The organism is Thiomonas sp. FB-Cd (assembly GCF_000733775.1).
Classification (GTDB): Bacteria; Pseudomonadota; Gammaproteobacteria; order Burkholderiales; family Burkholderiaceae_C; genus Thiomonas_A.
The window spans coordinates 442,995-459,175 of sequence record NZ_JPOE01000002.1 but is presented as its reverse complement, the minus strand read 5'-3'; the positions used below and the strand labels follow the sequence as shown (position 1 = coordinate 459,175).

16 protein-coding genes are annotated in these 16,181 nt (G+C 60.4%); 13 read left to right on the top strand and 3 right to left on the bottom strand.

The window, feature by feature from the left end:
• The first annotated feature begins 57 nt into the window (after nt 1-57).
• The 6 genes from yjgA to CD04_RS0102205 all read left to right on the top strand — a co-directional run bounded on the left by yjgA (nt 58) and on the right by CD04_RS0102205 (nt 4,794).
• Complete coding sequence (yjgA, locus tag CD04_RS22900) at nt 58-618, top strand: ribosome biogenesis factor YjgA (RefSeq protein ID WP_081857753.1); 561 nt, start codon at nt 58-60, stop codon at nt 616-618.
• Nucleotides 599-1,222, top strand: a complete 624-nt coding sequence (mog, locus tag CD04_RS0102225; protein WP_051848861.1) for a molybdopterin adenylyltransferase — start codon at nt 599-601, stop codon at nt 1,220-1,222. Before yjgA ends, mog begins: the two co-directional genes overlap by 20 nt.
• Before the next feature lie 151 nt (nt 1,223-1,373).
• Entirely contained in the window at nt 1,374-2,345 is a 972-nt protein-coding gene (locus CD04_RS0102220; RefSeq protein ID WP_031404187.1) for an extracellular solute-binding protein, read from the top strand.
• Between the two features lie 70 nt (nt 2,346-2,415).
• The gene (locus CD04_RS0102215) at nt 2,416-3,216 is read left to right on the top strand and encodes an ABC transporter permease (RefSeq protein WP_031404186.1); all 801 of its coding nucleotides are present in this window, start codon (nt 2,416-2,418) and stop codon (nt 3,214-3,216) included.
• Nucleotides 3,182-4,324 carry an ABC transporter ATP-binding protein gene (locus CD04_RS22370; protein ID WP_051848860.1) on the top strand — a complete coding sequence of 381 codons (1,143 nt, stop codon included), beginning with the start codon at nt 3,182-3,184 and terminating at the stop codon, nt 4,322-4,324. Before CD04_RS0102215 ends, CD04_RS22370 begins: the two co-directional genes overlap by 35 nt.
• A gap of 86 nt (nt 4,325-4,410) precedes the next feature.
• Entirely contained in the window at nt 4,411-4,794 is a 384-nt protein-coding gene (locus CD04_RS0102205) for a YccF domain-containing protein (RefSeq protein ID WP_031404184.1), read from the top strand.
• 15 nt (nt 4,795-4,809) lie between these two features.
• On the opposite strand, the gene CD04_RS0102200 is transcribed toward CD04_RS0102205, so the two are convergent.
• Together CD04_RS0102200 and ubiG are read right to left on the bottom strand one after the other, a co-directional pair.
• Entirely contained in the window at nt 4,810-5,469 is a 660-nt protein-coding gene (locus tag CD04_RS0102200) for an HAD family hydrolase (protein WP_051848859.1), read from the bottom strand.
• On the bottom strand, nt 5,466-6,140 hold the full coding sequence (ubiG, locus tag CD04_RS0102195) for a bifunctional 2-polyprenyl-6-hydroxyphenol methylase/3-demethylubiquinol 3-O-methyltransferase UbiG (protein WP_231480597.1): 675 nt from the start codon (nt 6,138-6,140) through the stop codon (nt 5,466-5,468). The genes CD04_RS0102200 and ubiG overlap by 4 nt, the downstream gene beginning before the upstream one ends.
• On the opposite strand from ubiG, the gene CD04_RS24310 reads away from it, so the two are divergent.
• On the top strand, nt 6,036-6,257 hold the full coding sequence (locus tag CD04_RS24310) for a hypothetical protein (protein WP_231480634.1): 222 nt from the start codon (nt 6,036-6,038) through the stop codon (nt 6,255-6,257). The two genes, ubiG and CD04_RS24310, sit on opposite strands and share 105 nt — an antisense overlap.
• A gap of 27 nt (nt 6,258-6,284) precedes the next feature.
• Here CD04_RS24310 and ompA read toward each other — a convergent pair whose 3' ends face one another.
• A complete protein-coding gene (gene ompA / locus CD04_RS0102190) occupies nt 6,285-6,968 on the bottom strand; it encodes an outer membrane protein OmpA (RefSeq protein ID WP_031404181.1) in 684 nt (227 codons plus the stop codon).
• Nucleotides 6,969-7,283: 315 nt separating this feature from the next.
• On the opposite strand from ompA, the gene gyrA reads away from it, so the two are divergent.
• Genes gyrA through CD04_RS0102160 form a run of 6 tightly spaced genes read left to right on the top strand, consistent with a single transcriptional unit; the run spans nt 7,284 to nt 16,143 of the window.
• A complete protein-coding gene (gyrA, locus tag CD04_RS0102185) occupies nt 7,284-9,875 on the top strand; it encodes a DNA gyrase subunit A (protein ID WP_031404180.1) in 2,592 nt (863 codons plus the stop codon).
• 16 nt (nt 9,876-9,891) lie between these two features.
• Entirely contained in the window at nt 9,892-10,989 is a 1,098-nt protein-coding gene (gene serC, locus CD04_RS0102180) for a 3-phosphoserine/phosphohydroxythreonine transaminase (RefSeq protein ID WP_031404179.1), read from the top strand.
• 15 nt (nt 10,990-11,004) lie between these two features.
• Entirely contained in the window at nt 11,005-12,078 is a 1,074-nt protein-coding gene (gene pheA, locus CD04_RS0102175; protein WP_031404178.1) for a prephenate dehydratase, read from the top strand.
• Nucleotides 12,079-12,113: 35 nt separating this feature from the next.
• On the top strand, nt 12,114-13,244 hold the full coding sequence (gene hisC / locus CD04_RS0102170; RefSeq protein WP_031404177.1) for a histidinol-phosphate transaminase: 1,131 nt from the start codon (nt 12,114-12,116) through the stop codon (nt 13,242-13,244).
• Nucleotides 13,245-13,247: 3 nt separating this feature from the next.
• The gene (locus CD04_RS0102165; protein WP_051848858.1) at nt 13,248-14,180 is read left to right on the top strand and encodes a prephenate dehydrogenase/arogenate dehydrogenase family protein; all 933 of its coding nucleotides are present in this window, start codon (nt 13,248-13,250) and stop codon (nt 14,178-14,180) included.
• Complete coding sequence (locus CD04_RS0102160) at nt 14,167-16,143, top strand: bifunctional 3-phosphoshikimate 1-carboxyvinyltransferase/cytidylate kinase (protein WP_031404175.1); 1,977 nt, start codon at nt 14,167-14,169, stop codon at nt 16,141-16,143. Before CD04_RS0102165 ends, CD04_RS0102160 begins: the two co-directional genes overlap by 14 nt.
• The last annotated feature ends 38 nt before the right edge of the window (nt 16,144-16,181 follow it).

Here is a 16,181-nt window from a genome sequence, read left to right as displayed (position 1 = left end):
CGGGCCGGTGATGCCACCAAACCCGTCCTCGCGCAAGCCAAACGATAATACCGGTCGATGAGAACCTCACGCACTTCTGCAGCAAAGCCTTACGGTGAAAATGCTGGGGCCGAGCTGGACCTTCCCCCCAGCAAAAGCCAGCTCAAGCGAGAGATGCAGGCACTTCAGGATTTGGGCGAACGCCTTGCCGCGCTTCCCGCGCATCGCATCGACGTCCTTGATGTATCGGACGGCCTGCGCCAAGCCTTGCGCGAAATGCAACGCATCCACTCGCACGAGGGGCGTCGGCGCCATGCCCAGTACATCGGCAAACTCATGCGCAAAATCGACCCTGCTCCGCTGCGCCAGGCCCTCCTCGACGCGACGGGCGACAGCCGCGAGGCCATAGCGCGCATGCATCTGCTTGAAGACTGGCGAGAGCGCCTCCTCGGCGGCGACGATGCCCTCAGCGCATTCCTCAGCCAGTACCCGCACGCCGATGCACAAGAGCTGCGCCAATTGGTGCGTGCAACCCGTGCCGAACAAGCCGCCGGCAAACCCCCCCGCCAGTACCGTGCGCTCTTCCAACGACTCAAAGCTCTGCTCGAACCTCAAGGCCATGAATCCGATAACCTCTGACGCTTTGCCCGCAGCCGATTTCGACGCGGTTCACATCGGCCTGGTCTCGATCAGCGATCGTGCATCCAGCGGTGTCTATGCTGACGAGGGACTGCCAGCTCTGCGTGATTGGTTGGCAAGCGCCTTGCGCAACAGCATGCGCTTCACGGAACGTCTCGTGCCGGACGAACGCGAAACCATTGCACAGACTTTGCGTGAACTGGTGGACGAAGCTGGCTGCGACTTGGTGCTGACCACAGGCGGCACGGGCCCAGCTGTGCGCGACGTCACGCCCGAAGCCACGATAGACGTTGCCGACAAGCTCATGCCAGGGTTTGGTGAGGAAATGCGACGCATCAGTTTGCACTTCGTACCGACCGCCATTCTTTCGAGGCAGGTCGCCGCGATTCGCCGATCCACCTTGATCATCAACCTGCCGGGACAGCCCAAATCCATCCGCGAAACACTTGAAGGCGTGCGCGACGCCCAGGGGCAGGTCACCGTGAGGGGCGTCTTCACAGCCGTACCTTATTGCATCGACCTCATTGGCGGCCCCTATATGGAGACGAATCCCGAAGTCTGCGCCGCCTTTCGCCCCAAATCGGCTCAGCGACGTCCACGCTGACCCTTTTTCGCCAAGCCACGGCAATCCCTGCAAGGCGCATGTGTTCTCGCATACGATATGCTGGAAATGTCTATCGATTGATGGACATTGCAGAGGCCGCCACGCGTAAATGGTCGGCCATACATCGATAAAAATGAGAATGGAGATCCACATGCGCCCCCGAAACATCACCAAATCGTCCAAGATAGCTGCTTTACTCGGTGTCCTCGCCTTCGCAGCAGCCACCCAGGCCCAAGCCGAAACCCTCACAATCCTTGCCGCCGGCACCTTGGGCAAGACGTTCAAGGAAGCGGCAAAAAACTTTGAGCAATTGCATCCCGGCGTGACAGTGCAGCCACAGTTCGGTGGCAGTGTGAAGATGGTCAAAATGGTCACCGAGTTGCATCAGCCTGCCGACGTGGTGGCGGTAGCCGACTATTCGGTCATCCCGAAATACATGTACGCCCACGGAACCCAAGCGGCCACGGCCGATTGGTCGATTGGCTTTTTGGGCAACGCCATCACGTTCGTGTACACGCCGAAGAGTAAGGATGCCGGGACGATCAACACAAAGAACTGGTATAAGGTGTTGAGTCAGCCTGGCGTGCAGATCGGCCGATCCAACCCTGACACGGATCCTTCCGGCTACCAGACTCTGCAAATGCTCGATCTTGCCTCGAAGTATTACCACGATCCCCAGCTTGCAGAAAAGGTGCTCGCGAACGCGCCCAAGACGAATATGCGCGACACAGAAACTGACCTCCTGTCGGCGCTTCAACTAGGGCAGATTGACTATCTGGCGATCTACCAGTCGGATGCACTGCAGCACCACCTCAACTACATCAAGCTGCCGCCGCAAATCAACCTGAGCGATCCGCGCTTCGCTGCCGACTATGCGCATGCCACTGCGCATACAGCTAACGGCGATTTGCCAGGACGCCCCATTGTCTATGCGCTAACCATTCCCAAGGACGCACCGCACCCTAAACTCGCCGCTGAATTCATTGCCTACATGTTGGGGCCGAAGGGGCAGGCATTGATCAAGAAGAACGGCTTCGCACCGGTGCATCCGGCCTACGCCCAACATGCGGACATGATGCCGCAGACGCTGCGTAAGCTCACGGTGGCTTGGCCGGGCCAGTGACGTTGCGGCACATCGGCCCTAAACGCTGGTGCAGGTGCTTTGGGGCCGCCAACTCCACGCTTGCACGCCCATGAAGGCCCAGCGCGGTCTGATGTTCTGGATGTTTTGGCTAGCCGCCAGTGTGGTGCTCGCCTTCATCAGCCTGCCTCTGCTGGCGCTGCTGTTGCGGCCCTCGCTCGGTCAGCTGCGCGAGGCGGCCATGCACGCGGGCATTCGCGACTCTTTTTTTGTCAGTCTTGAAGGCGCTGGGCTTGCGACACTCTTGTCCATGCTTCTGGGCGTGCCGCTCGCTTATGTGCTGGCGCGCCAGCAGTTTCGCGGCAAGACTATCGTGCAAGCAATCGTCGATTTACCACTGACGATCCCCCACACCATTGCGGGCATCGCGCTGCTGCTTGTGTTTTCGCGCAATGGGTGGCTGGGGCCAGCCGCAGCGCAAATTGGGCTGTCGTTCTGGGGCACGTTCGCCGGTGTGGTCCTAGCCATGGCCTACGTTGGCCTGCCTTATGCTGTGAATGCTTCGATGGTGGGCTTTGATGCCATTGATCCCCGCCTGGAAAAGGCGGCTCGAAGCTTGGGGGCGGGGCCCTGGGAAACCTTCGCGAAGGTGAGCCTGCCATTGGCTTGGCGCGGCGTGATGACGGGTTTGACGCTTTGTTTTGCGCGCGCCATCGGCGAATTCGCCGCCGTCGTCCTCCTCGCCTACTATCCGATGAGCGCTCCGGTGAAAATCTATGAGCTGTTTTTGCAGGCCGGCCTCAATGAGTCGGTTGCAGCGTCTGTACTGTTCTTGATCATCGTGCTCGGGCTTTTCTGGATTCTGCGCTTGCTGGCCTATGGACGCCGCATCGAACGCACTGCCCAGCGCTGACGCAGTGTGCCCTGCACCCTCGCCGCCCGGGCCCGCGCTCGAGTTGCAAGGGCTTGTTACTGCAGTAGGTCGCTACCGCAGCAAGCCGATCAGCCTGCGCCTGCAGCGGGGGCAGACACTCGCCTTGGTTGGTGCCAACGGTGCGGGCAAGAGTACCCTGCTCGACACCATTGCCGGGTTCCTTGATCCGCAAGGCGGGCGGGTGTGGATTGCAGGGCGCGACTGCACGGAGGCGGCACCCGAATCCCGCCGTGTCGGCTATCTATTTCAGACCGATGCGCTATTTCCGCATCGTAGCGTCGCGGAAAACCTGCAATTTGGCCGCCTCGCCTCGGAAGACCTCGGCGCCCTACTCGACCGGTTCAATCTGCGTGCACTAGCCGCGCGACGACCCGGGCAGTTGAGTGGAGGGGAACGCCAGCGTGTGGCCCTTGCCCGGGCATTGGCTGGGATGCCCGACATCGTGCTGCTCGACGAGCCGCTTTCCGCTATTGACCCTTCAGCCCGTCCAGCCCTGCGCGAAGAACTGGCCCGACATTTGCAGCGCTGCCATGCGCCATCCATCATCGTCACGCACGACCCCACGGAGGCTATGGCTCTCGGCCAATTGGTGGGCGTGATGCATGCGGGTGAACTGCGCCAGTGTGCTCCGGCTGCGGAGGTGTTCGCGCGCCCTGCCGACTTGCTGACGGCACAGCTTCTGAATGTCGAGAACATCTGGCCCGGCAAGGTTACCGCAGTCATGCCGACAGGACGATTACGGGTGCGCATCGGCCCGACCGGGGGTATAGACCTAGAGGCTGCGCCAAGTGAAAGCGGTCACGGCACGCCGAGCTTGGGCAGCCAAGTCCACGTGTGCGTGCGCGCCGCCAACGTCATCGTTACTCCTGGCACACAAGCGCCGATGGACCTGGAAAACGTGATGGAGGCTCGGCTGATGGCAATGAGGCCATTGCCATCTTTTGTCCAACTGCAGTCTGAGCTTGCCCACGGTGTCGTCGTTATGGCCCACGTGCTGCCATGGCAGTTGCGCCGATGGCGCCTTGCACCGGGTGATTCAATACGCATCGAGCTGCACCCAGAGGACATACATGTCACACCTCTTTGAGACGCGCCAATACTGCGGGCAGCCCATGGCGCCGTGTAGCCGCTAGACTTTGGCGTTTCATTCGTCCCTGGCCTTCCAACTCGTCCATGCGGCTTATCGGCAATATTGTCTGGCTGATCTTTGGCGGCTTCCTCATGGGCATAGCTTGGTGGCTCGCAGCCCTTCTTTGCTCCGTCACGCTTATTGGGATACCTTGGGCCATCGCCGCGTTTCGCATTGGCACCTTCAGTTTCTGGCCTTTTGGAAGGCGGGTTGTGGACAGACCTGAAGGCGCCGTGGCGGGCACCTTCAGCGCACTTGGCAATCTGATCTGGGCGGTGCTGTTCGGCTGGTGGCTTGCAGTTGGACACCTGGTGTCGGCCGTAGCCTGCGCCGCGACCATTATCGGGATTCCGTTCGCCCTGCAGCACCTCAAGCTGGCTGGCCTGTCTTTCTTTCCCTATGGCAAGGACATTGAGCCTATCGTCTAGGTGTCACAGCTGAGGTTACACCAAGCCCAGGTAGAGCAATTGTTCGGGCTGCTCTAGAACATAGTGTGCTCCCCAACTCCGTGGTTCCTGCTGACCGCAGTAACCGTACGCCGCCGCTGCAGCGCCCATACCCGCAGACTGGGCGGACTGCATGTCACGTAGATCATCCCCAAGATAAAGGCATTGCGCCGGCGCAATGCCGATCATCGCTGCCGCATGCAGCAAAGGATCAGGAGCCGGCTTGGGATGGGCGGTCGTGTCGCCGCTGACGACACATGCAGGCCGGGAGGGCAGACGCAGGGCGTCGAGCAAAGCGAGCGTGAGGCTTGCGATCTTATTGGTCACAATACCCCAAGGGATAGCGTGTCGATCCAAATACCCAAGTACCTGGTCGACACCCGGAAAAAGCTGCGTATCCACGCAGATATTCTCGGCATAGTTGCGAAGAAACTCGTCGCGCAAGGCCTCGTAGCCCGAATCCCCCGGTGTCGTCGCAAAGCCTATCTGGAGCAACCCCCGGGCCCCGTGAGAGGCCATGGGACGCAGTTCCTTGACTGGCAACGCGGGCAAACCGCGATCCATGCGCATGCGATTTACTGCCGCAGCAAGATCTGGTGCCGTATCAGCAAATGTCCCATCAAGATCGAACAGGATCGCCTTGTATACACCGGTCATGCGGGTCGCCTGCACGCGAGGAAATAGTTCACGTCCACGTCCCTTCCTAGCCGGAAGCTGCGATCGAGAAGACTGACCTCGAGACCCTTGAATTCCACCGGATCGAGGCCCGCTCGCCGTGCCCATGCGGCAAGCTCACTGGGGCGGATGAACTTCGCATATTCGTGCGTCCCCTTGGGAAGCATGCGCAACAGGTATTCGGCACCGAGTATTGCAAGCGCAAATGCCTTTGCATTGCGGTTGATGGTCGAGAAAAAAACATAGCCTCCGGGGCGCACCAGCTCGGCCGCCGCCTGCACGATGGATGCTGGGCGCGGCACATGCTCGAGCATTTCCATACAGCACACCACGTCGAAGCTTCGCGGCTGCTCGGCGGCCAGTTGCTCCGCGGACACAAGCCGGTAATCAACTTTGATCCCGGCTTCCAATGCATGCAAACGGGCCACCTTCAACGCCTTGTCGCCAAGGTCAATCCCCGTCACTTCTGCCCCTTGAGCTGACATGGACTCGCTGAGGATTCCTCCACCACAGCCAATGTCCAACACTCGGGCCCCCCGTAGACTTGCATGGCCGGCGATCCAATCCAGGCGAATGGGATTGATATCGTGCAATGGCTTGAATTCCCCGTCCAAATCCCACCAACGGTGAGCGGCATCAGCAAATTTTTTCAGTTCCGAGGCTTCAGCATTCATCAAGAGACCCGATTCGGAGAAAGCGATCAGTTACCAATTAAAAAGTATGACACCGCCATGCACCCATGCGCAACCCATGAAAAAACCCCGCCGTAGCGGGGTTGTTTGCATCCCAACACCAACTCACTGAGTCACGGTGTGGGAGCCAACGATCTCGACCACAGCGCGGCGGTTTGGAGCTTGGCACTCGACACGCATCTTGAACGTGCCTTTGCAGCTCTTCGGGTCGACGCGGAAGTCAGTCTTGCCCTTACCTTCGATGTAGATCTTGTCGGCTGGAATGCCCTTGCTTACCAAATAGGCCTTGACCGCTTCAGCACGGCGCACGGAAAGCTTCTGGTTGTATGCAACGCTACCGAAGCTATCTGTGTAACCGGTGGAAACCACAGTTTCAAGATTGACGGCCTTGATTTTCTCAGCCAGATCATCCAATGCCTGTTTGCCTGCAGGTTGCAATACGGCCTTGTCAAACTGGAAGAACGCATCCGCCGAGTAAGTCACCTTCTCGCTTACCGGAACCGGAGCAGGGGCCGGAGCGGGTGCCGGAGCAGCTTCGGGCACTGGTGCCGGGGCTGGTGCCGGTGCCGCCTTAGCAACAATGGCGCCGTCGCAGCCCTGGGCGGCGGTAGCCGGGGTCCAGAAATTGTCACGCCAGCACAGGGAGTTGTCGCCGTTTTTCCAATCCAGGCCAAACGGGTTCTGCCAATTGTCAATGGTTGTGGCGTCCTGAGCGAAGGCAACCGTCGTCGCAGAGGCGGCAAGCGCGGACACTATCAAAAGTTTTGCGAATTTGTTGGCTTTAATCATCGTTCTTTCCTTTCAAAAGTAAGGACCGCAATCAATCTTATACACACATCATAAGCCGTCAAGCCTCATATTTATAGGGAGGCCGCAAGGGAAGGCCCTGATCAACCACCTGCAGTTTCAATTCTGCCACAGCGACGAGTACTTTGATGGCTCTGCGGCACACACACTCTTTGTCACTCGCTGCGCCCCACCGAGCAGCGATTTAGCCTTTGGGTGCCCTGCTGGTATCCCAACCCGCGCTGCTACCATTGAAGGCTTGATTTTTATTGGCGCCGCGCTCTGAAACTTGCGGCGGCGCCCTGTACTGGGTCCCGAATGTCCGCCTACGCCAAAGAAACCCTTCCGGTCAGCCTGGAAGAAGAAATGCGCCGCTCTTACCTGGATTACGCGATGAGCGTGATTGTCGGGCGTGCCTTACCCGATGTGCGCGACGGTTTGAAACCGGTGCACCGGCGCGTGCTATTTGCGATGCATGAGTTGAGCAATTCGTGGAACCGCCCTTACAAGAAGTCTGCCCGTATCGTGGGCGATGTGATCGGTAAATACCACCCGCACGGTGACCAATCTGTCTATGACACCATCGTTCGCATGGCACAGAATTTCTCGCTGCGCTACATGCTGGTGGACGGCCAGGGCAATTTCGGTTCCGTTGATGGCGACAATGCGGCAGCGATGCGCTACACGGAAATCCGTCTTTCGAAGATCGCGCATGAGATGCTGGCCGACATTGACAAGGAAACCGTCAACTTCGGCCCCAATTACGACGGCTCGGAGCAGGAGCCGCTGGTTCTGCCAGCGCGCATCCCTAATCTGCTGCTCAACGGATCGGCAGGCATCGCGGTGGGGATGGCCACGAACATTCCGCCTCACAACCTGGGGGAGATCATCAATGGTTGCCAGCACCTGCTGCGACATCCCGAGGCGGACGTCGAGGAGTTGATGCAACATATTCCAGCGCCTGATTTTCCGACTGCGGGCATCATCTATGGGCTCAGTGGGGTCCGCGAGGCTTACCGCACCGGACGGGGTCGGGTAATCATGCGTGCGAGCTGCCATTTCGAGGACATCGAGCGCAGCCAACGTCAAGCCATCATCATCGACGAACTGCCCTACCAGGTGAACAAGCGCACCCTGCTGGAGCGCATCGCTGAGCTGGTGCAGGAGAAAAAGCTTGAGGGGATCAGCCACATTCAGGACGAGTCGGATAAATCCGGCATGCGCGTGGTGATTGAGCTTAAGCGCGGCGAACTTGCCGAAGTGGTGCTCAACAAGCTGTACAAGCAAACCCAGTTGCAGGATACGTTCGGCGTGAACATGGTGTGCCTGGTCGACGGCCAGCCGCGCCTGCTCAACCTCAAACAGATGCTGCAATCCTTCCTGCAGCATCGGCGCGAAGTCATCAACCGCCGGAGTGTGTTTGAGTTGCGCAAGGCTCGCGAGCGCGGCCATGTCCTCGAAGGCCTTGCCGTGGCACTAGCCAATCTGGACCGGATGATCGAACTGATCAAGGCTGCGCCAACCCCGCCCATTGCGAAGGAACGACTGCTCGCCGAAGTCTGGGAACCGGGTGAGGCCCGCGCCATGCTTGCGCGCGTTGAAGGCAATCCGCAGGACTTCCAGCCGAGCGACCTCGATCCTCGCTATGGCTTGAAGCCCGCCGGCTACCATCTGTCGGACGTGCAGGCGCAGGAGATTCTGCAGATGCGACTGCAGCGCCTCACAGGGCTGGAGCAGGACAAGATCGTGCAGGAATACAAGGACGTGATGGCGCAGATTGCCGATCTCCTTGACATCCTTGCGCGGCCCGAGCGCATCACTCAAATCATCGCCGACGAACTGACAGCTCTGAAGGGCGAGTTCAACGACGCACGGCGCTCGACCATCGAACCTAATGCCACCGAGCTCGACATTGAAGACCTCATCGCCCCGCAGGAGATGGTGGTGACGATTTCTCATGTGGGCTACGTGAAAAGTCAGCCGGTTGACGAATACCGGGCCCAGCGGCGCGGTGGCCGCGGCAAGCTCGCCACCGGAACCAAGGAAGATGACTGGATCGACCAGCTATTCGTGGCCAACACCCACGACATGCTGCTCTGCTTTTCGAATCGTGGGCGCGTGTACTGGATGAAAGTGTATGAGGTGCCGCAGGGCGGCCGTGGCTCACGCGGCAGGCCGCTGGTGAACCTCTTTCCGCTGACCGAAGGTGAAAAGATCACCGCAGTGCTACCAGTCAAGGCATTCGACGAGGACCATTTCGTGTTCATGGCCACTGCGCGGGGTACCGTGAAGAAGACACCAGTGGCGGCCTTCGCCAACCGCCGTACCGCCGGCATCATCGCCTGCGGCCTTGACGACGATGACTATTTGGTTGGTGTGGCCATCACTGATGGCAAGCATGACGTGATGCTCTTCTCCGATGCCGGCAAGGCCGTGCGCTTCGACGAAAACGACGTACGCCCCATGGGCCGTGAGGCGCGCGGCGTACGCGGCATGCACCTGGAGGATGGGCAGCAGGTAATTGCCATGCTCGTCGCCGAGGATGAAAGCCAAAGTGTGCTGACCGCCACGGAAAACGGCTATGGCAAGCGCACCCCCATTGGCGAATACACCCGCCATGGCCGCGGCACCAAGGGCATGATCGCAATCCAGACGAGCGAACGCAACGGGAAGGTCGTCGCCGCTTGCCTGGTACGCCCAGACGATGAAATCATGCTGATTACGGACACTGGCGTGCTAGTGCGCACCCGAGTCGCGGAAATTCGCGAACTCGGCCGCGCCACGCAGGGTGTGACACTGATTGCGCTCGACGACAAAGCCAATCTTATCGGTGTGCAGCGCGTGGCCGAATCCGACGCGCAATCCGACGACGCCGGACCCGGCGCTGCGTTGCCTTCCGACGAAGCCTAAAGCGACCACAACTGCCATGTCAGCCCGCCCCTACAACTTTTCCGCAGGCCCAGCTGCGATACCCGAGGAAGTTCTGCAACAGGCTGCCGCCGAGATGCTCGACTGGCAAGGCAGCGGCATGAGCGTTATGGAAATGAGCCACCGGGGTCCACAGTTCGGACGCATCATTGCGCAGGCTGAAGCGGACCTTCGGGAACTACTGGGGATTTCGGCCGAATACCACGTGCTGTTCATGCAGGGCGGTGCGCTGGCCGAAAACGCCATCGTGCCGCTGAATCTGTCACGCGGGGCCAAGGCAGATTACGTCGTCACGGGGTCATGGTCGCAAAAAAGCCAACTTGAGGCACGCAAGTACTGCGACGTGCAGTTGGTCATTAATGCCCATGAAACCGTCAACTACAGCACGATTCCCGCCTTCTCGCAGTGGAAGCCACGGGCTGAGGCCCAATATTTGCACTATTGTGCGAACGAGACCATTGACGGTGTGGAATTCCACGATCTGCCGTCGCAATTTTCCCTACCGCTGGTAGCCGACATGTCGTCCTCGATATTGTCGCGGCCCATTGATGTGGGTGCACACGCATGCATCTACGCCGGCGCGCAGAAGAACATCGGCCCCGCCGGGCTCACACTGGTTATCGTGCACCGAGAAATGCTCGGGCACGCCCTGCCCGTCTGCCCGAGCGCCTTCGATTACTCCGTTGTTGCCAAGAACAACTCAATGTACAACACCCCGCCGACCTACGCCATCTACATCGCCGGGCTTGTATTTCGGTGGCTCAAGCGCCAGGCAGAGGAAGGTCTTACAGGCATTGCCGCCATCGCCGAACGCAACCGCAAGAAGGCTGACTTGCTGTACCGCTGCATTGACGAATCTGCCCTGTTTGCGAATCGCGTCAATCCGGCATGCCGCTCCCGCATGAACGTGCCGTTCTTTCTGCGTGACGAACGCCTCAATGAGCCATTTCTGCAAGGTGCCGTGGAGCGTGGTCTTCTGCAGCTCAAGGGGCACAAATCCGTAGGTGGCATGCGCGCCAGCATCTACAACGCCATGCCGCTGTCCGGCGTACAGGCGCTGGTTGCCTACATGCGCGAGTTCGAGCGCAGCCACTGAAAGACCCTCCTGTTCATGGATACCGACTTTCTTCCCCTTCGCGAGCGCATTGATGCGCTGGATCAACAGTTGCTTGATCTTCTGAACCAACGGGCTCGGCTGGCGCAAGAAATCGGGCGCCTAAAGCATCGGCTCGGGCTACCCGTATTCCGACCTGAGCGCGAGCGTGAAGTCATCGAGAAGGTGCAGAGTGCCAATAGCGGACCACTGTTGGATGATGGCCTGGCCGCCGTTTGGCGTGAGATCATGTCAGCCTGCCGTGCACTTGAGGCGCGGCAGTTGGTGGCCTTTCTCGGCCCCGAGGGCACGTACAGCGAGGAGGCGGCGCGCCGATTTTTTGGCTCCAGTGGAGACTTCGTCGCGTGTGCGAACCTGGACGAGGTTTTCCGCAAGCAGCTGAGTGGCGCGTGCGCCTACGCCATAGTCGCCATCGAGAACTCGACCGAGGGCGCAGTCGCCCGAACGCTGGACCTGCTGCTGACGCATCCGGTGCAAATTTGTGGCGAGATCAGCTTGGCCATCCACCACAATCTCCTGCGCAAGCACCCGGGCCTGGACGGCATCTCAGCAGTCCTTGCGCATCCACAGGCACTGTCCCAGTGCCGCCAGTGGTTGGACACGCACTTGCCTGGCGTGGAACGTCGCGCTGTGTCAAGCAATGCCGAGGGCGCGCGCCTAGCGGCAGCCGATGAGCGTCTGGCCGCCCTCGCCGGCGAGCAAGCGGCTTCGCTTTACGGTTTGCACGTAGCGGCCGCGCATATTCAGGACGAAGTTGAAAATCGCACACGCTTTATCGTGCTTGGGCCCCATGGCGCGAAACCAACCGGCCACGACCGCACCAGCCTGATTCTCGCGGTTCCGAACCGCGCCGGCGCCATGGTGGCAATGCTCAAACCATTGGCCGACCATGGGGTGAGCATGACCCGCTTTGAATCCCGCCCAGCCCGCTCTGGAGGTTGGGAATACGTCTTCTACGTGGATATTGAAGGCCACAGCGAAGATTCCGCGGTGCACGCCGCCCTTGAGGATCTGCGCGACCGCTGCGCATTTTTCAAACAACTTGGCTCATATCCCGTCTGGCAGGATTGACCCTCCGGACTTCTCACCACTTTTCATCCCGAGCGATGTCATCCACCACAAACGCGCGCCCGCAATGGGGCACAGAGTATGTCCGCACGATATCACCCTACGTGGGGGGGCGCCCGATCGGGCAAGTGGCCCGTGAGATTGGCATGGATGAGGCGAATATCGTCAAGCTTGCCTCGAACGAGAATCCGCTGGGCATGTCGTCCAAGGCCCGACAAGCCGTCGTCGACGCCCTGGGCGAAACTGCACGCTACCCCGACAACGACGGTTACGCTTTGCGTCAGGCGCTCGCAACGCATCTGCGCGTGCCGGCTGACTGGATCATCCTGGGTCACGGCTCCAGCGACATTCTCGAGATGGCAGCGCGTGCCCTGCTGAGCGAGGCGGACTCGTGCGTGTACTCGCAATACAGCTTCATCGTCTACGCCCTTGCGGTGCAGCAGGCTGGCGCGCGTCATCACGTGGTGCCGGCAAAGAGCTACGGCCATGATTTGCCCGCGATGGCAGCCGCCATTGAGCGCGATACGCGGCTCGTGTACGTGGCCAATCCAAACAACCCCACAGGCACGCTGGCCTCGCATGACGCCATCGCCGCATTCATGAAGCAGGTCCCCGCCAACGTGGTCGTGGTACTCGACGAGGCCTATATCGAATATATTGATCCGGCTTTGCGCACGGACAGCATCGCACTGCTGCGCGAGCATCCGAACCTGGTGGTGTCCCGCACGTTCTCCAAGGCCTACGGCTTGGCGGGCCTACGCCTAGGCTATGCGGCCGCACAGCCCGCCCTGGCCGATGTGCTCAACCGCGTGCGCTCAGCGTTCAACACAAGCACCGTGGCGCAGGCCGCGGCAATTGCCAGCCTGAAGGATCAAGATTTTCTCGATCGATCCGTCGACACCAATCGTAGGGGCATGGCCCAATTGACACAGGCTTTTGACGCGATGGGTCTGCGCTACATCCCCTCCTATGGCAATTTTGTGCTGGTGCGTGTGGGCGACGACGACCAGGCGGGCGCGCGCGTCAACGCCGAATTGCTCAACAAGGGCGTGATCGTGCGTCCCGTCGCCAATTATGGATTGGGTTCGTGGTTGCGCATTTCCGTGGGCACGCAGGCCGAGAACGCCCGCTGCATCAGCGCGTTGCAAGTGGCCCTCACTACAGTTTGAGGCATGGATACGCTTATCGGCTCCTACGCCGACTCTGACACTCCGCCGCCGACGCAATTCAAGCGTTTGGCCATTCTGGGCCTAGGCCTTTTGGGCGGCTCGTTCGCACTGGCGGCGAAGCATGCAGGACTGGCACAGGAGGTGGTGGGATACAGCAAGTCACCGTCGACCCTCAAAGCCGCCAAGGCCGCAGGCATCATCGATCACGGCGCGGATTCCGCCTTGCACGCAGCAACGGGGGCCGATCTCATCTTGCTAGCCGTTCCGGTGTCCGCCATCGGACCGATGCTCAAACAAATCCGGCTTGGGGTGGCGCAGTACGCGCTGGTAATGGACGTCGGCAGCACCAAGAGCGATGTGGCGATGGCTGCACAGGAGGCGCTGGGAGAGAAGAGCCGCCAGTTCGTGCCTTGCCATCCGATCGCCGGAAGCGAGAACAGCGGATTGCAGTACGCGAGATCTGCGTTGTTCGATGGCAGGCGTGTGGTCATTACGCCCATGGTCGAGAATCCGGAGCGTTTCGTCGAGGTCGCCACCCAAATCTGGGAGGCAGTGGGAGGCGTGGTTTCGGTCATGAGCCCGCAAGACCATGACGCAGCTTTCGCCGCAGTCAGCCATCTGCCCCATCTTTTGGCGTTCGCTTATGTGTATGCCATCGCGCGCCAGTCCAAGGGTGGTAGCTACTTGCAACTCGCGGGGCCCGGCTTTCGCGATTTCACGCGCATCGCCGCGAGTGACCCGACGATGTGGCGCGACATTTTCCAGACCAATGGGGCTGAAGTACTGGAGCAATTGCAGTTGTTCAAGCAAGCGATCGCCGGATTCGAGGCGCAAATGCGCCAAGGCAATTGGAGCGTGCTCGAGTCTTTGATTCGTCAAGCCAGTCAATCGCGCAAGGATTGGGCCTCACCCTCACCCGCCGATGATATCGTCTGACCATATAGACCTGCCGCCGCTCATCGGTGCTGGCGGCACAGCCCGGTTGCCTGGATCCAAGAGCATTTCCAACCGCGTGCTGCTCCTTGCAGCGCTTGCAGAGGGTGAAACCTGCATCACGGGGCTGTTGGACTCCGATGACACGCGGGTGATGCTCTCGGCGCTGCACGCCCTGGGCGTCAAGGTGGTCAGGCAAGGTACGAACGCCATCGTGCACGGTTGCGGGGGGCGTCTGCCGGTGGATCGGGCCGATCTGTTCATGGGCAATGCTGGTACGGCCATACGTCCGCTCACTGCAGCGCTTGCACTGCTTGGTGGCACGTATACCCTGCGCGGTGTGCCCCGCATGCACGAACGCCCCATCGGCGATCTGGTCGACGCGCTACGCGCCATCAACTGCTCCATTGACTACCTCGAAAACCCGGGCTACCCGCCACTTGCCATCCATATGGGCAGTCCGAACGTGGACGCACCGATCCGGGTTCGCGGCGACGTGTCCAGCCAGTTCCTCACGGCCTTGCTGTTGGCACTACCCCTGGTTTCGCAGCAGCACGATGTAGTGGTCGAAGTCGTGGGTACGCTCATTTCGCGGCCGTACGTCCATATCACCCTGGCACTGCTTGCCCGCTTCGGGGTGCGGGTCGAAAACCAGCGATGGCAGCGCTTCATCGTTCCGACTGGTAGCCGCTATGCCAGCCCGGGACGTATGACTGTGGAGGGTGATGCGTCATCAGCCTCGTATTTTCTCGCCGCAGGTGTGCTCGGCAGCCTGCACGGACACGGCGCGGCGGTACGTGTGGAGGGGGTGGACGCGCATAGCATCCAGGGCGATGTGGAGTTTGCACGCGTGCTCGAACGCTTGGGCGCCCAAGTGGAATGGGGAGACGGTTTCATCTCCACCCATGGACTGAAGCCAGCGCACAAGCGCTTGGCGGGCGGAAGTATCGACTGCGTCGCCATTCCCGATGCAGCGATGACCCTGGCGATCACCGCCTTATTTGCTGATGCGCCCACCTTGCTCACCGGCATTGGCAGCTGGCGGGTGAAAGAAACCGACCGCATTGCCGCGATGAGCGCTGAATTGACCAAGATTGGCGCCCGCGTCGAAGCCGGAGCCGACTGGCTGCGGGTCCATCCGCTGCCTGAGGGCCAATGGCACAGCGCCTCCATCGGCACCTATGACGACCATCGCATGGCCATGTGCTTTTCGCTGGCTAGCTTTGGCCCAGCGGACATTCGCATCCTCGACCCGGGCTGTGTGTCCAAGACCTTTCCCGACTATTTCCAGACCTTTGCCTCCATCGCACGCCCGGTTCCCGTAATCGCCATTGACGGACCTACCGCTTCGGGCAAAGGCACGGTAGCTTCCAAAGTGGCCGGAGTGCTCGGTTTTCACTATCTCGACTCCGGCGCTCTATACCGGACAACAGCTCTGCTGGCGCTGCGCCAGGACATCAAGCTTGATGACGAACCACGGCTGAGCGAACTGGCTTTGCGCTTGCCTATACGCTGCGAGGGCAGCCAGGTCTGGGTCGGACCAGAGAACGTCAGTACTGCAATTCGCACCGAGAAAGTCGGCCGGGCCGCCTCGTCGCTGGCTTCGCTGCCCGGGGTAAGGCAGGCGCTGCTCGCGCTTCAGCACAGTCTGCGCCGCGCACCGGGCTTGGTTGCGGATGGTCGGGATATGGGCACCGAGGTGTTCCCAGATGCCAGGCTAAAGGTGTTTCTCACGGCAGACGCGCAAGCCCGCGCTGAGCGCAGGTATAAGCAATTGATTTCGCAAGGCATTTCAACTACAATGTTGAATGTCCTGCGCGACCTTGAGGCGCGCGACGCGCGTGACAGCAAACGCAGCGTTGCCGCTCTCAAGCCGGCGCAAGACGCGGTGCCATTCAACACCTCCACGCTTGATGTCGATCAGACCGTGGGTCAGGTGTTGGAGTGGTGGCGTCAACGTTCCTGAGCGCAGGAAATTCCGCGTCAGGTTTGTGCAACCAACCC

Excerpts from the sequence above, each read along its gene's own strand:
- CD04_RS0102205 (WP_031404184.1), top strand. The coding sequence starts at position 4,411 with ATGCGGCTTATCGGCAATATTGTCTGGCTGATCTTTGGCGGCTTCCTC.
- gyrA (WP_031404180.1), top strand. The coding sequence starts at position 7,284 with ATGTCCGCCTACGCCAAAGAAACCCTTCCGGTCAGCCTGGAAGAAGAA.
- yjgA (WP_081857753.1), top strand. The coding sequence starts at position 58 with ATGAGAACCTCACGCACTTCTGCAGCAAAGCCTTACGGTGAAAATGCT.
- CD04_RS0102165 (WP_051848858.1), top strand. The coding sequence starts at position 13,248 with ATGGATACGCTTATCGGCTCCTACGCCGACTCTGACACTCCGCCGCCG.
- CD04_RS0102220 (WP_031404187.1), top strand. The coding sequence starts at position 1,374 with ATGCGCCCCCGAAACATCACCAAATCGTCCAAGATAGCTGCTTTACTC.
- hisC (WP_031404177.1), top strand. The coding sequence starts at position 12,114 with ATGTCATCCACCACAAACGCGCGCCCGCAATGGGGCACAGAGTATGTC.
- pheA (WP_031404178.1), top strand. The coding sequence starts at position 11,005 with ATGGATACCGACTTTCTTCCCCTTCGCGAGCGCATTGATGCGCTGGAT.
- CD04_RS24310 (WP_231480634.1), top strand. The coding sequence starts at position 6,036 with ATGGCCGGCGATCCAATCCAGGCGAATGGGATTGATATCGTGCAATGG.
- mog (WP_051848861.1), top strand. The coding sequence starts at position 599 with ATGAATCCGATAACCTCTGACGCTTTGCCCGCAGCCGATTTCGACGCG.
- ompA (WP_031404181.1), bottom strand. The coding sequence starts at position 6,968 with ATGATTAAAGCCAACAAATTCGCAAAACTTTTGATAGTGTCCGCGCTT.
- CD04_RS0102215 (WP_031404186.1), top strand. The coding sequence starts at position 2,416 with ATGAAGGCCCAGCGCGGTCTGATGTTCTGGATGTTTTGGCTAGCCGCC.
- CD04_RS0102200 (WP_051848859.1), bottom strand. The coding sequence starts at position 5,469 with ATGACCGGTGTATACAAGGCGATCCTGTTCGATCTTGATGGGACATTT.
- serC (WP_031404179.1), top strand. The coding sequence starts at position 9,892 with ATGTCAGCCCGCCCCTACAACTTTTCCGCAGGCCCAGCTGCGATACCC.
- CD04_RS0102160 (WP_031404175.1), top strand. The coding sequence starts at position 14,167 with ATGATATCGTCTGACCATATAGACCTGCCGCCGCTCATCGGTGCTGGC.
- CD04_RS22370 (WP_051848860.1), top strand. The coding sequence starts at position 3,182 with ATGGACGCCGCATCGAACGCACTGCCCAGCGCTGACGCAGTGTGCCCT.